At 61.0% G+C, this 14,911-nt stretch carries 14 protein-coding genes; 3 read left to right on the top strand and 11 right to left on the bottom strand.

What is annotated here, in order from left to right:
* Window positions 1–10: 10 nt before the first annotated feature.
* The 8 genes from hisG to AB7E65_RS02385 form a co-directional block, all read right to left on the bottom strand.
* Window positions 11–670: an ATP phosphoribosyltransferase gene (gene hisG / locus AB7E65_RS02420; protein ID WP_072286229.1), complete on the bottom strand. Its 660-nt coding sequence runs from the start codon at window positions 668–670 to the stop codon at window positions 11–13.
* Window positions 671–821: 151 nt separating this feature from the next.
* Window positions 822–2,075 (bottom strand): UDP-N-acetylglucosamine 1-carboxyvinyltransferase, encoded by a 1,254-nt coding sequence (gene murA, locus AB7E65_RS02415; RefSeq protein ID WP_072286230.1) that lies wholly within the window; start codon window positions 2,073–2,075, stop codon window positions 822–824.
* 81 nt (window positions 2,076–2,156) lie between these two features.
* The gene (gene prmC, locus AB7E65_RS02410) at window positions 2,157–3,011 is read right to left on the bottom strand and encodes a peptide chain release factor N(5)-glutamine methyltransferase (protein ID WP_320361158.1); all 855 of its coding nucleotides are present in this window, start codon (window positions 3,009–3,011) and stop codon (window positions 2,157–2,159) included.
* A 2-nt stretch (window positions 3,012–3,013) separates the two neighbouring features.
* The gene (gene prfA, locus AB7E65_RS02405; RefSeq protein ID WP_072286232.1) at window positions 3,014–4,081 is read right to left on the bottom strand and encodes a peptide chain release factor 1; all 1,068 of its coding nucleotides are present in this window, start codon (window positions 4,079–4,081) and stop codon (window positions 3,014–3,016) included.
* A gap of 41 nt (window positions 4,082–4,122) precedes the next feature.
* Window positions 4,123–4,809, bottom strand: coding sequence for an FAD-dependent thymidylate synthase (thyX, locus tag AB7E65_RS02400; protein ID WP_428745200.1), 687 nt, complete (start codon window positions 4,807–4,809; stop codon window positions 4,123–4,125).
* Between the two features lie 146 nt (window positions 4,810–4,955).
* Window positions 4,956–5,165: a 50S ribosomal protein L31 gene (gene rpmE / locus AB7E65_RS02395; protein ID WP_072286233.1), complete on the bottom strand. Its 210-nt coding sequence runs from the start codon at window positions 5,163–5,165 to the stop codon at window positions 4,956–4,958.
* A 125-nt stretch (window positions 5,166–5,290) separates the two neighbouring features.
* Complete coding sequence (rho, locus tag AB7E65_RS02390) at window positions 5,291–6,538, bottom strand: transcription termination factor Rho (RefSeq protein ID WP_072286234.1); 1,248 nt, start codon at window positions 6,536–6,538, stop codon at window positions 5,291–5,293.
* Window positions 6,539–6,982: 444 nt separating this feature from the next.
* On the bottom strand, window positions 6,983–7,789 hold the full coding sequence (locus AB7E65_RS02385) for a hypothetical protein (protein WP_072286236.1): 807 nt from the start codon (window positions 7,787–7,789) through the stop codon (window positions 6,983–6,985).
* Window positions 7,790–8,113: 324 nt separating this feature from the next.
* Between AB7E65_RS02385 and AB7E65_RS02380 the strand changes: the two genes are divergently transcribed.
* Window positions 8,114–8,932 (top strand): hypothetical protein, encoded by an 819-nt coding sequence (locus AB7E65_RS02380; RefSeq protein WP_072286237.1) that lies wholly within the window; start codon window positions 8,114–8,116, stop codon window positions 8,930–8,932.
* A gap of 49 nt (window positions 8,933–8,981) precedes the next feature.
* Here AB7E65_RS02380 and gluQRS read toward each other — a convergent pair whose 3' ends face one another.
* A complete protein-coding gene (gene gluQRS / locus AB7E65_RS02375; RefSeq protein ID WP_072286238.1) occupies window positions 8,982–9,899 on the bottom strand; it encodes a tRNA glutamyl-Q(34) synthetase GluQRS in 918 nt (305 codons plus the stop codon).
* 173 nt (window positions 9,900–10,072) lie between these two features.
* Here gluQRS and AB7E65_RS02370 point away from each other — a divergent pair, with 173 nt between their 5' ends.
* Together AB7E65_RS02370 and AB7E65_RS02365 are read left to right on the top strand one after the other, a co-directional pair.
* Complete coding sequence (locus AB7E65_RS02370) at window positions 10,073–11,011, top strand: class I SAM-dependent methyltransferase (protein WP_072286239.1); 939 nt, start codon at window positions 10,073–10,075, stop codon at window positions 11,009–11,011.
* 32 nt (window positions 11,012–11,043) lie between these two features.
* Window positions 11,044–13,098, top strand: coding sequence for a molybdopterin-containing oxidoreductase family protein (locus tag AB7E65_RS02365; RefSeq protein ID WP_428745199.1), 2,055 nt, complete (start codon window positions 11,044–11,046; stop codon window positions 13,096–13,098).
* Window positions 13,099–13,205: 107 nt separating this feature from the next.
* On the opposite strand, the gene AB7E65_RS02360 is transcribed toward AB7E65_RS02365, so the two are convergent.
* Complete coding sequence (locus tag AB7E65_RS02360; RefSeq protein ID WP_158513981.1) at window positions 13,206–13,367, bottom strand: hypothetical protein; 162 nt, start codon at window positions 13,365–13,367, stop codon at window positions 13,206–13,208.
* A 131-nt stretch (window positions 13,368–13,498) separates the two neighbouring features.
* Window positions 13,499–14,911 (bottom strand): molybdate ABC transporter ATP-binding protein ModF (gene modF / locus AB7E65_RS02355; protein WP_428745198.1); only part of this gene is annotated, 1,413 nt, incomplete at its 5' end.

The raw sequence follows: 14,911 nt of genomic DNA, 5'->3' as shown, positions 1-14,911 counted from the left end.
GGCTCGCTCCTCAACCGTTGGCGGATTCCGCTGCCAGAACCTTTTCCAGATCCTGGATAATGCGGGTAATACGCTGATGCTTGGTCTTGAGGCTGGCGCGGTTCACGATCAGGCGACTGGTGATTTCGGCAATGGTCTCCACTTCCACCAGACCGTTTTCACGCATGGTCGCTCCCGTCGAAACCAGATCGACGATACGCTCCGCCAAACCGACGAGGGGCGCCAGTTCGATAGAGCCGTAAAGCTTGATGAGTTCGACCTGCACGCCGCGCCCGGCGAAAAACCGCTCGGTGACATTGGGATACTTGGTCGCCACGCGGATATTGGACCAACTGGCAGGATCCTCATCGCGCAACAGCTCTCCGGGCTCGGCCACCACCAGACGGCAATAGCCGAACTTCAGATCGAGAGGCTCGTAGAGGTCCTTGCCCTGCTCCAGCAGGGTATCCTTGCCCACCACCCCGAGATCGGCACAACCGTATTCGACATAGGTCGGCACATCGGTGGCCCGCACCGCCATGAAGCGGAATTTGGTCTCGGGATTCTCGAACACCAGTTTGCGGCTATCGCCCTGCATTTCAGGGCAGGTGATGCCGATTTTGGCGAACAACTCCATGGAGTCCTGCATGATGCGCCCCTTGGGCAGGGCAAACGTTATGTAATCGCTCATAATTCATTCGTCCTTTGTCAGTTGTCCATGGTTCGTCGTCCACTGTCGCGATCGAGGTGCCGGCAGACAATTTACCGCGGACGATGTTTCATCATCGAGCAGCGGCATGGTCTTTTGCGACGAACCACGGACCAGGGACAACGGACAGCAGTTACGCCTTTACCCGTTCAATCCGCGCACCGAGAGCGCGGAACTTGTCCTCGATGCGTTCGTATCCACGGTCGAGATGGTAAATGCGCGACACGGTCGTGGTATTTTCCGCGGACAGGCCGGCCAGCACCAGACAGGCGCTGGCCCGCAGATCGGTAGCCATGACCGGGGCGCCAAGCAATCCCTTGACACCGTTGATCTTTGCCATTTTGCCATCGATGGCGATATCGGCGCCGAGCCGCTGCAATTCGCATACATGCATGAAGCGGTTCTCAAACACGTTTTCGGTTATCACGCTGGTGCCGTCGGCGATGCTCATCAACGCCATGAACTGCGCCTGCATATCCGTCGGGAAGCCGGGGTGCGGACCGGTTTTGATATCGACGGGAGCAATGCGTCGCGGGCCCTGCACACGCAAGACATGATCTTCGATGCTGATTTCGGCGCCAGCCTCCTGCAGTTTGCTGACAAGCGCCTCGAGATCGGCTTGCCTCGCCCCCAGCAAACGCACGTCACCCCGGGTCATGGCAGCGGCAACCATAAAGGTGCCCGCCTCGATGCGGTCGGGCATGACGGTATGGCGCAGCGGCTGCAGATCATCGACCCCTTCAATGATGATGCGATCGGTGCCGGCCCCTTCGATACGGGCCCCCATGGCCGTCAGCGCGGCGGCCAGGTCAACGATTTCAGGCTCGCAGGCGGCATTTTCGAGAACCGTCGTTCCGCGCGCCAGGCAAGCCGCCATCAGCAGATTTTCGGTACCGCCGACAGTGGGAAAATCGAAATAGATGTTGGCGCCCTGCAAACGCTTGGCGCGGGCCTCCACGTAACCATGGTCGAGATCGATGCGAGCGCCCATGGCCTCGAAACCCTTGAGATGGAGATTGATGGGGCGGGCACCGATGGCGCAGCCCCCGGGCAGACTGACGCGGGCATGACCCAGCCGTGCCAGCAACGGCCCGAGCACCAGCACCGATGCGCGCATGGTGCGGACCAGATCGTAAGGTGCCTCGACGCTCTGAATCCGCGTCGCATCGACCGCGAACACACCTTCGTCCCGAGTCACTTCGGCTCCGAGGATGGTCAGCAGTTTTTCGGCGGTGCCGATATCCCGCAGATCCGGGACATTTTCGAGCTGATGCCGTCCGGAACCGAGCAAGGTTGCGAACAGCAAAGGCAGCGCGGCATTTTTAGCGCCGCTGACCCGGACCTCACCCTTGAGCCGGTTTCCACCATGAACGATTATTTTTTCCAAATCCGCCACCACCTTTGTTCAAATAGAGGGCGCTTGTTTCATTTTGCAGGATCGGCCAATGGGGCCGTCAGGTTCCGGAAATCACCCGCCAGTGGCGCGTCGCGCCCCCACCACCCGCGGCACACCGCCATAATCGGCCCGGCAGAAACTCTCCTGCAGACCGGCGGCTTCAAACAGTTTCTGAACATGGCACGCCTGGCCGATGCCGACCTCGACCAGCAGCCAGCCCCCGGGCGCCAGGCGGCCGGCCGCCTGAGCCGCCAGGATCCGGTAAGGATCGAGCCCGTCGTCGCCGCCATCGAGGGCGCGGCGGGGTTCGAAGTCGCGGACTTCGGGCATCAGCCCGTCCAGATCGGCACGCGGAATATACGGCGGGTTCGACACGATCAGATCAAACGGCCCCTCCGGCAGCAGCGCCAGGTCGGCTTCGACAAACCGGATATGCGCCTCGACACCGTTGCGTCGCGCGTTGCCCGCAGCCACCTGCAGAGCCCGCGGGCAGATATCGAGAGCCACAACCCGGGCATCGCGCCACTCACTGGCCAGGGCAATCGCGATCGCGCCGCTGCCGGTGCCGACATCCAGCACACGGCCGCCCGTGGCAACCCGCAAGGCCTCTTCGATCAGAACCTCGGTATCCTGCCGGGGGATCAATACCGCCGGCGAAACAGCCAGTGGCAGGGACCAGAATTCCGTTTCCCCGAGGATATACTGCAACGGCTCCCGGCGGGCCCGGCGCACCAGCAGAGCACGAAATGCCGCCAGCTCGGACGCTTCCAGGGGGCGATCAAAATGCAGGTACAGGCCGACGCGGTCCAGACCGAGACAGGCACCGAGCAGCAGTTCGGCATCCCGCCGGCCGCCTTCGATCCCCTTGTCACGAAAAAAATCGGCGGTCCATTGCAAAATTTTGAGAACCGTCCAGGTTTGCGCCAAGCTCAAGCCTCCTGGGCCGCCATCGCCTCACTCTGATAATGCAAGGTCAGGGGCTCGATGAGTTCGGTCAGGCTGCCCTGCATAATGCTGTCCAGCCGGTAAAGAGTCAGACCGATGCGATGATCGGTACAGCGCCCCTGGGGGAAATTGTAGGTGCGGATGCGCTGACTGCGGTCGCCGCTGCCGACCTGGCTTTTTCGATCGGCGGCCATCTGCGCCTGCTGGTCGGCAACCATCCGGTCGAGAATGCGCGACCTGAGCACCTTCATGGCCTTGGCCTTGTTTTTGTGCTGGGATTTTTCATCCTGGCAGGAAACGACCACTCCCGTCGGCAAATGGGTAATGCGCACCGCCGACTCGGTCTTGTTGACGTGCTGCCCTCCGGCGCCGGAAGCCCGGTAAACGTCGATACGCAGATCGCCCGGATCGATATCGATATCCACATCCTCGGCCTCGGGCAGCACCGCCACGGTACAGGCGGAAGTATGGATTCGTCCCTGCGCTTCGGTTTCCGGCACCCGCTGCACGCGGTGGGTCCCGCTTTCGTACTTGAGCCGGGAATAAACCCGGGCGCCACTGATCATGGCGATGACTTCCTTGAAGCCGCCCGCTTCCGACTCGGAAACGCTGAGGGTCTCGACCTTCCAGCCCTGTGTCTCGGCAAATCGGCCGTACATGCGGAACAGATCGCCGGCAAACAGGGCCGCTTCGTCGCCGCCGGTACCGGCACGGATCTCGAGAATGACGTTTTTGTCGTCATTGGGATCCTTTGGCAACAGCAGAACCTTGAGCTGGCTCGCCAGTTCCTCCCGCCGCGCCTCCAGTTGCGGCAGTTCGCCCCGGGCCATATCGCGCATTTCCGGATCGCTGTCCTGCAGCAATTCACGATTGCCTTCGATCTCCTCACCCACGCGCTTGTAGTCGCGATAGGCCTCGACCACTTCCAGAAGCTCGGCGTGCTCCCGGGTCAGATCCAGAAAGCGTTTCTGCTGCGACACCACGGCCGGGTCGGCCAGCAGCCCTTCGACCTCACGGAACCGGTCTTCCACTTCTTCAAGCTTGTTGAACATACCTTTGCTTTCTGTCGCCTTGGTCCGATCATGGCGGAATGTTACAGGTCGGCGAATTCCCTGCGCACCTGATCCGCCTGGCCGCAACCCATGGCCCCTTCCGGACAGGCGCCGTGCAGGCAGCCGGGACCGGCCCCGGCGAACAGTCGCGGCGCCGCGCCACGTGCCAGGCGCAGCATCTCCACCGCCAGGTCACGTATTTCCCACTGGGCCCGCCGGCAGCAGCGCAAGGCGAAAAAATGCAGCAACTCACGGGCATTCATGGTCAGAACCAGCTTGGTGGCCGCCGCGTTTGGCAACACGAAGCGAGCATCCTCGGCAGGCACCCCGGCCTCCATCAATCTGCCATAAACCCGGTGCATTTCCTGCATCGCGGCCTCGAAAATCTCCACAAGGGCGGGATCCCGGGCGATGGACGGAGGGGTCACAGTCTCGAACCGCTCCCGGTGCGATACGTAGCGCTGGCTCTGCTGGGAATAGGATGCCAGGCGATGACGCACCAGCTGATGAGAGCAGGCGCGACTGATCCCCTCGACACCAAAGGTGAAGGAAACATGCTCCAGGGTAGACAGATGACCGACGGCAAGAATCTTGGCGAGAAGGGCCTCCCGGCGGTCACCGTCCTGCTGCAGCAGGTCTTCGACGGAAGAGGCCGAATAGCACAGCCGGGCGGCGGCAGCCACCAGCCGCTCGGGTTCGGGAGTATGTGTCAACAGTTTTACGCGCATATTTTTCCCGACCCGGGCCCATGGAAACCGCGGCACATACTGCGAGCCGGCAACCATCAGGCCCAAATGCAACAGGGCAGAAACGACCCCTGCCGCTTCTGCCTGCATGCAATGAACAAACGGCCCCGGAGGGCCGTCTCCGGCGATTACTTATCGTTTTTGGCGTATTTTTTGCGGAAACGATCAATCCGACCGGCTGTATCGAGAAGTTTCTGCTTGCCGGTGAAGAACGGATGGCAGGCGGAGCAGACCTCGACCTGGATATCGGCACACTTGGTCGACCGGGTTTCGATGACATTGCCGCAGTGGCACTTGATCTCCACCGCTTCGTATTTGGGATGGATTCCTTCTTTCATGGCATTTTCTCCTTGATGCCCTGGCTTGGTACAGGGCGATAACGTAAAGCGTATTGCGCTGCAAGGCAAAGCGTATTTTTTACCATTTAAGACCGCTGATCGCAAGCCTTTTCTGAACAAAAACCCTACTGATTCATGGAATCGAAAAACTCTTCATTGGTCTTGGTGGCAGACAGTTTTTCCAGCAGGAACTCCATACTGTCGACCACATTCATGGAGGACAACACCTTGCGCAGCAACCACAGACGCTGCAATTGGGTCTGCCCGACGAGCAGCTCCTCGCGGCGGGTACCGGACTTGTTGGCGTCGATGGCCGGAAAGGTGCGCTTGTCGACCAGACGCCGGTCAAGCACCGCCTCCATGTTGCCCGTCCCCTTGAACTCCTCGAAAATGACCTCGTCCATCTTGCTGCCGGTGTCGACCAGCGCCGTGGCGATAATGGTCAGGCTGCCGCCCTCCTCGATATTGCGGGCCGCGCCGAAAAAGCGCTTGGGTTTGTGCAGGGCATTGGAATCGACCCCGCCGGACAGAATCTTGCCACTCGGCGGCACCACCGTATTATAAGCGCGGGCAAGGCGGGTGATGGAGTCGAGCAGAATCACCACGTCGCGCTTGTGTTCCACCAGGCGGCGGGCTTTTTCGATGACCATTTCAGCGACCTGCACGTGACGCGTGGCCGGTTCGTCGAAGGTGGAGGAAATGACCTCGCCCTTGACGGAACGCTGCATGTCCGTCACCTCTTCGGGGCGCTCGTCGATAAGCAGGACAATGAGGTAAACTTCGGGATGATTGACCGCTATGGAATTGGCGATGTTCTGCAGCAGGATGGTTTTGCCGGTGCGGGGCGGCGCCACGATGAGGCCGCGCTGGCCCTTGCCGATGGGCGTCACGAGATCCATGACGCGCATGGAAAGATTGTCCGGGGTGGTCTCCAGAACGATGCGCTCCTGGGGATAGAGCGGAGTCAGGTTGTCGAACAGGGTCTTGTCCCGGGCGATGGCAGGATTTTCGAAGTTGACCTCGGCGACCTTGAGCAGGGCGAAGTAGCGCTCACCCTCCTTGGGCGGACGTATCTGTCCGGCGACCGTATCGCCAGTGCGCAGGTTGAAGCGCCGGATCTGCGATGGCGACACATAGATATCGTCGGGTCCAGGCAGATAGTTGGCATCGGGAGCCCGCAAGAAACCGAAGCCGTCCGGCAGGATTTCCAGCACCCCTTCACCAAAAATGGCGCCGTTTTTCTCCGCGGTCGCGTTGAGAATCGTGAAGATCAGATCCTGCTTGCGCATACCGGCGGCGCCGTCCAGCTTGAGTTCCTTGGCAATAGCCGCCAAATCGGTAATCTTCTTTTCCTTAAGTTCCTTTAAATTCATTTTTTCTCCTGTGAATGCACGCCGGCCACAACTGTCCTTCGGCCGTCATGCATGCCGGCTCCGATGGGGCGGATTTACCGCCTGAGCCCGTCACCGCGATCGCCCGAACCGCGCGGATTGTTACAGATCCTGGAAAAGCTGCAGAAAGGGTGGGACGATTTTCCTTATCTATATATGGATGCGGCACACGACATACACGCCGTTGCACCGAATATTGGGAATCTGGTTCCTTTTATGTTGCCGGGCAAACTGTTTTTTTAACGGGATGATGTTCCGAAAGGTATCTTGGTATGGGATTTCTGTCCTGAAGAAGCGAACTGATTATGCTTCTATCTACCTTGTTTGAAACAAACTGTCAATGGCTTAATTGCTTTTTCAAGGCACTGTCCTTTCGGTTTTGCGGGGCGCCCTTTCGGAAAAAGGACGCCCCGCAGAGCCAGACGATCATTCGTCAGCCGGCTTGCCGAAAGGATTCAGCAGTCCCGGCTTGAGGCCGGAAGCCAGGTTTTTGAACAATGCGTGATAGGGAACCGGCAACTGGCTCTTTCCGAGCCAACTCTTGTCCGGTGTGGTCAGGGCCCGCTCCAGGCCCGGCACCGTGATATATTTTTTCGCCACCTGATCGGTCTGGTTATAATAGGCCTCGTCGAAATCCGGATATTGCAGGTTCAAAAAGGGTTCTCCGACCGGACTGCGGGATTCCCAGACGATCTCCCCGGTGGGCAGCACCACCGCCGCGGATACCAGAATACTATCATAGACGGCATCCAGGTAATTGATTCGGGTGCGATCCCAACGCCGTTCCTGCCTCGGGGCACCGTTGAAAACGACCACCAGCAGGGCATCGACCGCCGCGCTCCGGGCCAACTCAGCAACCGCATCGGGGCGGAAACGATAAACATAACCGCCATCCTTGTCGGCCATGGCCTTGCGTGACACGGCGATGCTGCGCAACAGTTCATCCGGCTGCCCCGGCACCGCACGCACATCGAAGTAGGCCTTTTTCTCGCGCAACAGTTCAACCAGCGCCACCTCTTTGCCGGCGTTGGCCCGCCGCAGCGCCTCGATAACCTGCGCTGCCTCGGGATGGCGGATCGACGATCCGTCATCCACAATCAGCGGCAAAACCCCGAGCGTCTTGACCAGAGATCGGTACTGGTCCTTGGGAACATTGTAAACGCCGCTGGAGCAGCCGACCGATACCATCGTCGTCAGCAGAAACAGTATCATCATCCATCCCGTGCGCCCCATAAATCCTTCCTCCCTGAAAAGCAGCTTTCCTGCCTTTCGTCATAGGTTTTTCATCTAAAAACGACTCTTCCCCCACCCACCGGCGCACCTGCCGGACGGCGCGCAGCGCCGTCCAGACCAACCAGGGAAAAACAGGCGATCGCACCGACCAGGTCAACACATGATGCCACCGCAAGAACCATGCCTTGCCTTGTTCACGGCGGCATCGGAGCAGAGAAAAGCGCTCCAGTCAAGGGATTGTTGACAGACCCTCGCGAAGGGGTTAAATTCCTTTACATTGCTCATCTATTTAGGTTTTTTTAATTTCAAAGGAGGGATTCTCCCATGAAAGCCTTTTTGGCCCTTGTCCGCAAACATTTGTTTGCCTGTATCTGCCTGCTGATGGTTTCCGGCCCCTGCCTGGCCGCCAGTCTTGAACCCACCGGCCTGCAGGACGGCCAGTTGCTCCCCAAAAACCGGGCCGAGCTTCGCGTCGGCCTCTCCTACGCCGACGGCACGCACAATCTGTTCCAGAGCGAAGACCGCGACCGCAGGGTTTTCGAGGTCCCGTCCCTGACTCTTACCCTGGGTCTCGCTGAACGCGTCGAAGCCCAACTGCTGTACAGCTACCTGCATCTGCGTGAAGACGGCCAGGGCGACAAATGGGGCAGCGGCGACCTGACGATGGGTCTTAAAGTCCGCATCTGGCAGGAATCGCTGCGCCTGCCGGCCATCGCCCTGCGCCTGGCCACCAAGTTGCCCAATGCCGACGACAAAAACGACTTCGGCACCGATGACGCGGATGTCTTTATCGAAGCGCTGTTCACGCGCAATTATCCCTTGTTCAGCCTGTTCGTCAACACCGGACTGGCGATTCTCGGCAATCCGCATTCGGGCAGCAGCAGCCAGCACGACATGATCAAATATGGCGTCGGCGTAAGAATCCCGGTACTGGAAGACCGACTCGACGCCCTGGTGTCCGTCGAGGGCATGGAAGGCTCCTATTCGCTCAACAGCCGCGGTGCCCTGCGCGCCGGCATTCAGGCCCGCCTGGGACGCTTTACCTGGGACCTGGGCGGCTCCGTCGGCTACATCAGCAAAAGCGAGAACTGGAGCCTGCGCACCGGCCTGACCACTTATTTCGACCTGCCGGCCAACTGGTAATCCCTGCAGAGGCCGGAGCCACTGCAGGCTCCGGCCTCTGCAGCATTCATTACCTGCTCCTCGGCACCTTCGCACGATCGAAATGCCGCACCGCCCAGCTCAGCACCTCCGCAGGCTGAGCGCCTTGCAAACCCTCCGGCACATTTTGCCCCAGGAACCTCAGCGCCTGGCAGATCAGATTTCCGCCGCCGTCGCGGTCGAGGCTCACGGCACCGTGGCGTTTGCTGAGCTTTTCGCCATCCGGCGCCAGCGCCAGCGGCAGATGCGCATAGCAGGGCACGGCAAATCCGAGACAATGGTGCAGATAGATCTGCCGGGGCGTACTGCTGAGCAGGTCGGCTCCGCGCACCACCTGGGTAACGCCGCTTTCGGCATCATCCACCACCACCGCCAGCTGATAGGCAAACAGGCCATCGGCCCGGCGCAACACAAAATCACCGACATCTTCCGCCAGGCACTGCCGGTACTCGCCGTTCAGGCAGTCGTGAAAGCCGACCGTGCAATGCGGCACGCGCAGGCGCCAGGCTCTCGCCGGACGCCCTGGCGGCAGGCCATCCCGACAGGTACCGGCGTAGACCGGCCCCTCCTCGCCGCGATGGGGCGCGCTGGCCAGCACCTCTTTGCGGGAGCAGGCACAGGCAAACAGATGGCCGCTTCGACGCAACTGGTCCAAAACAGCCTCGTAGCGCTCGACGCGACGGCTCTGAAACAGGATTTCACCGTCCCACTCCAACCCCAGTCTCTCCAGGGTCCGCAGTATTTCGTCCGCGGCCCCCGGTACCAGTCGCGGTCCGTCCAGGTCCTCCATGCGCACCAGCCAGCGGCCTCCGGCCTGCCTGGCGAAGCAGTAGCTGCCTACCGCCGTCACCAGTGAACCAAAATGCAGCGCGCCCGTGGGGCTGGGTGCAAAACGCCCGACGACCCCGGTGGTTGCGGCTGTGCGATGGGATATATGCAGCTCGTTCATAATGTTGAAAATAATGCCGGCAGGCCCGTGCAGCTGTCAAGAGGGCCGGCATGGCAACCGGCGACAGGCATGATGGAAATTTGTGGTATTTTTTATACACAGGGGAATTTGGTGCAGGTGCTTTGTGGTGTCTGCCGCTATGCTGCTCCATCTTTTTCGCGAAGGCATCAACCATGAAAAAGCCATTGCTGAAGGTTCTGATCTGTCCTGCCTGCCGGCCGGCCGAAGTCGCCCTCACCCCGGAGATTCGTCAGGAATGCGGGGGAGATATCCTGCAGGGCGACCTGATCTGCCCAGCCTGCGGTCACGCCTATCCGATCCGTGACGGACTGGCATACCTCGAACCACCGGCAACCTCGCCAAAACAGGCCGGCACCGGTTATGAATCGCCCCGGGCACTGGCCTCTTACCTCTGGAGCCATTACGGCGACCTGCTCGGCGACAGCGAAGCCTCCGACGCCTACCACCGCTGGGCCGGACTGATGGCGCCGGGCCAGGGCCTGGCCCTGGACATTGGTTCGGCCGTCGGCAGGTTTGCCTTCGAAATCCACGACCGGTTCGATTTCGTCATCGGCATCGACAAATCCGAATCTTTTATCCGCACCGCCCGGGAACTGCTGATTCGACGAGGACGGACGGTACTGCTGCCTGAGGAAGGGCAGCTGGTCCGGGAAACCACCCTGCGGCTGCCTGCGGCCTGGCATGGCCACAATGTCGAATTTCTGGTGGCTGACGCCCAGGCCCTGCCGTTCCGGTCGAGTACTTTTTCCTGCCTGGCTTCCCTGAATCTGGTCGACAAGCTGCCCTGTCCGCTGCGGCATCTGGCCGAGATGGACCGCGTAGCCCTCTCGACGGGGGCACAGGTGCTGGTTTCGGATCCCTTTTCCTGGTCCCTGGAAACCGCCGAGGAACGTCACTGGCTGGGGGGCAAAACCAGCCAGCCCTTTGCCGGTCGGGGCCTGGACAATATCGAAGCATTGCTGCGCGGCGAACTGCCGGGTCTGCGGAAAAGCTGGTCCATGGAAAACCGGGGACATGTCTGGTGGAAAATCCGTACCCATGCCAATCATTTCGAGCTGATCCGCAGCTGCTATATCAAGGCCCGGCGCTGACCGAAACGCCTGCCTGCGAAAAGGAGCGCGCCATGAAAAAGGATACCATCTGCCGCCTGTGCTCGGCCTGTTGTCCGGTGGAAGCCGAGGTGGAAAACGGCCGGCTCATCGCCGTCAAGCGCAAATCACTCGCGCCCCCCGATCAGCAACTTTCCTGCCCCAAACTGCTGGCGGCAGTGGAAATCACCTATGCCCCCGAGCGGCTCACCGTCCCTTTGATCCGGAACCGTAAGGGACAGCAGTGCGAAGCGGACTGGGACCAGGCCCTTGGCGCCGTCACCTCGCAGATGGAAAAAATCCGGCAGCGTCATGGCCCCCAATCCGTGGCCTGGCTGCGCGGCATGGCCGCCGACTGGGGAGCGCCCTGGGATTATGCCAGTCGCCTGATGCAGGCCTTCGGTTCACCCAATATCATCGGCAACGGGTCCGTCTGCCATGTCGCCAGGGAAATGGCCCACCATTTCACCTACGGCGCCATGACCATCCCCCAGACAAAGGATGCGCGCTGCGTTCTGATCTGGGGGAAAAACGACCGCAACACCTGCCCGCCGGCCTTCGAAGCCATTCAGCAGGCAAGACGGCAGGGTGCACGCCTGATCGTTGTCGATCCGCTGCGCACCCCACTGGCGGAGATGGCCGATATCTGGCTGCAGATCAAGCCCGGCCACGACGGTCTGCTGGCCATGTCCATGATCAGCACCATCATCGAAGAGGGGCTGTATGATCGCGCCTTCGTGACGCAATGGTGCACCGGGTTCGAGGAACTGCGCCGTGCCGCACGGCCTTTCACCGCCGAAACTGTCGCCGCGGATACCTGGCTGGAGCCGGCCACCATCCGCGCTGCCGCGCGCTTGTACGCCACCACCGCGCCCGCCTGCATCGTCGATGGCAACGGCCTGGATATGCAGCTGCAGGTTTTTGACGCCACCCGCGCCGTCTGCATGCTGCGCGCCCTGACCGGCAACCTCGACCGCCCCGGCGGGGACCTGCTGCCTCAGCCGGTGCCGGCACGCAACCTCCAACTCCAGGATCAGCTGCCCGCGCAGCTACCGGCGATCACCTGCGGCTATCCCCTGTTCAGCAGTTTCCACCCCAATTGGGGGCTGCATGCGCAATCCGCCCTGATCGATGCCATCCTCGAAGAACGGCCCTATCCGATCCGCATGCTCATCGTGCAGTCCGGCAACCCGGCCGTCACCATGACGGACACCCGCCGGGTGCGCCAGGCGTTGCAAAAACTCGACTGTCTGGTGGTCATTGATCTGTTCCCTACGCAGACCACGCGTCTGGCCGATGTCGTTTTGCCCGCCTGCGGATGCTTTGAAAAAACCCAGCTCAACCGGGCCGCCCTGCGTCATAATCTGATATGCCTGCAGGACCAGGTGATCGACCCTGTCGGCGACAGCTGGCCCGACTGGAAAATCGTGTTCGAGCTCGGCCGCAGGCTTAACCTGGACAGATTATTCCCCTGGCACAGCGTCGACCAGGCCATCGACTGCCAGCTGGAACCGGCGGGCATCACCACCGCGCAATTGCGCCGCCATCCGCAGGGCATCCGCACGGAGCCTGTCGCTTTCGAAAAGTACCGTCGCAACGGATTCGCAACGCCCACCGGCAAGGTCGAATTTCACTCCCCGCGGCTGGCGCGCCATGGCCAACCGGCAACCCCTTTTGAAAACGGGTTCGGCCCGGCCCTGGCCTTTGCCGATCAGCACCGGGAATACCCTTTCATTGCTATCAGCGGCGAGCGCAGCAGTCGTTACACCCATTCCCAGTTTCACCATATCCCCTCCCTGCGCCGCCAGGAAAACGAAGGCGTGGTCGACCTGCATCCCGACGACGCCTGCCGGCTCGGTATCGGCAACGGCGACCCGCTGCGGGTAACAACCCCCAGGGGCAGCCTTTACATGAAGGCCCGCCTCTGCGACCGGGTGCATGTCGGGTCCATTTGCATCGGCTGGGGATGGGGTGAAGTCGATCCACGGCACGGCATCAACAACCTGACCGACGATTCCTGCCGCAACCCCGTTACCGCCACGCCATCGAACCGCGGTTTTTTGTGCAGGGTGGAAAAAACGCAGGGATAAATCCCGAGGCATGCACCAAGGCCGCCGGATATTCACCTGAGCGGTGCCATGCCGGCGGCCTTGCGTGAATCGCACAGCCGCTTTGCCAAGCCCTGGTTCCGTAACGATTACCGGGGCCGACGGCCCCGGGTAGTGATCAGGCAGACAAACAGCACCAGACACAGAATCTGCCATGCCAGCAGTGAATTCCAGAGGTTCTGCAGCAAATGCCCCATCTGCAGCGACCACTCATACAGGCTGTCACCCAACAATGCGCGTATGGATTCCATGAACATTGTCCCCCCTTTTTAAGCAGCAGCACAGCAAGCGCCAAGCTAACCGGCCCGATCCCTAAAAGAAGTGTGCCCGGGATTTGCCGAACGGCAAGCGGCGGCCCGGAAAAAACGGCCATCGGCCCGAATCATGCTTTTTCCGGCACGGGACCGGCCGGCGCTTCGCTCAACCGCGCTGTAAAGCCGCCGCCAACGGCCGCCACCATCTCCATGCGGTGCCGGATGCAGGGAATACGATCTTCCGGATGGTGGGTCACATAAAGAAGCTGGGTATGCCCGCCCGCGCCGAGGTGATCGACCAGCTTCAGCACCATCTCCCGGTTGACTTCGTCCAGCCCCTGGCAAGGCTCGTCCAGAATCAGCAGGACCGGCATCTTGACCATGGCACGGGCCAGCAGGACCAGGCGCTGCTCGCCATAGGACAGAGCGCGCAGCGGCACGTGGCGCTTGTCCGCCATCTGCAGGATCTCCAGCCACTGCAGCGCGATGTCCCGCTGCGTGCGCGAGTAGCGCCCATATACCCCGATACTGTCGAAAAACCCGGAAACAACGGCCAGTTCGACCGTAACCCCGACCCGGTAACTTTCCTGGAAAGCGGTGGACACCAGACCGATTTGCCGCTTGATGTCCCAGATGCTCTCCCCCGTGCCCCGTTGGCGCCCGAACAGGCGGATGTCATTGGCATAAGCCTGGGGATTGTCGCCGGAAATCAGGCTCAGAAGGGTCGATTTTCCCGAGCCGTTGGGCCCGGAAATCTGCCAGTGCTGACCGGGCAGCACCGTCCAGTCAAGACCGTTCAGGACATATCTGCCATCATAGCGGACCATCACCTGTTTCATTTCGATCAGCGGTCCCCGCCCGGGCCAGGAGTCGGAGTCCTGTTTTTTGTCGCCTCGCGGCAGCTGATCCGGCAAGCTGTAGTGAAAAGCATGCAACCGCCGCAGCGCTCCGGATGCAAGCATCTGCTCCCGGGTGCCGCAAGCGAAAAGGCGGCAGTCGCGGATATAGGCCACATGGGTCAGGCAGGGGAGAATTTCACTGAAACGGTTCAACAGCAGCACAATGCAAAGCCCCCGTTGCGTCAGGGCGGTGATCAGCCCGCGCAGAACCTCACGGGAAGCGCTATCCAGACCGTCGAACGGCTCGTCAAGCACCAGCAGCTCCGGCTCCTGCAACAGTGCCCGGCAGATCAACACCTTGCGCATTTCGCCTGTGGACAGGTAGCGGATGCCACGGTCAAGCAACCCGTCCAGGCCGAGCTGCCCGACAAGCTCTTCGAGTCTCCGTGCGGCTTCGGGCCGACCCTCCAGGATAAAATCCCGCACCGGAGTGCCCTGGTCGATCCGGTCCAGAAAATCGGTGTCGTCGTTGTATCGCTCGATTCCAAGAATTTCGTCGACCGTTTCAAACGCGATACACACCGATTTCCCGGCGAGGTGCAAGGTTCCACGGAGAACCTCCATTTCACCGCACAACAGCCTGCCCAGCGCCGACTTCCCTGAACCGTTGGCACCCACCACGGCCCAATGCTGACCGTTGCC

It is taken from the genome of Syntrophotalea sp., from assembly GCF_050253115.1.
In the GTDB taxonomy this organism is placed as follows: Bacteria; Desulfobacterota; Desulfuromonadia; order Desulfuromonadales; family Syntrophotaleaceae; genus Syntrophotalea; species Syntrophotalea acetylenica.
Note: the sequence above shows the minus strand (reverse complement) of the source record. Positions and strands in the feature narration are given on the sequence as shown.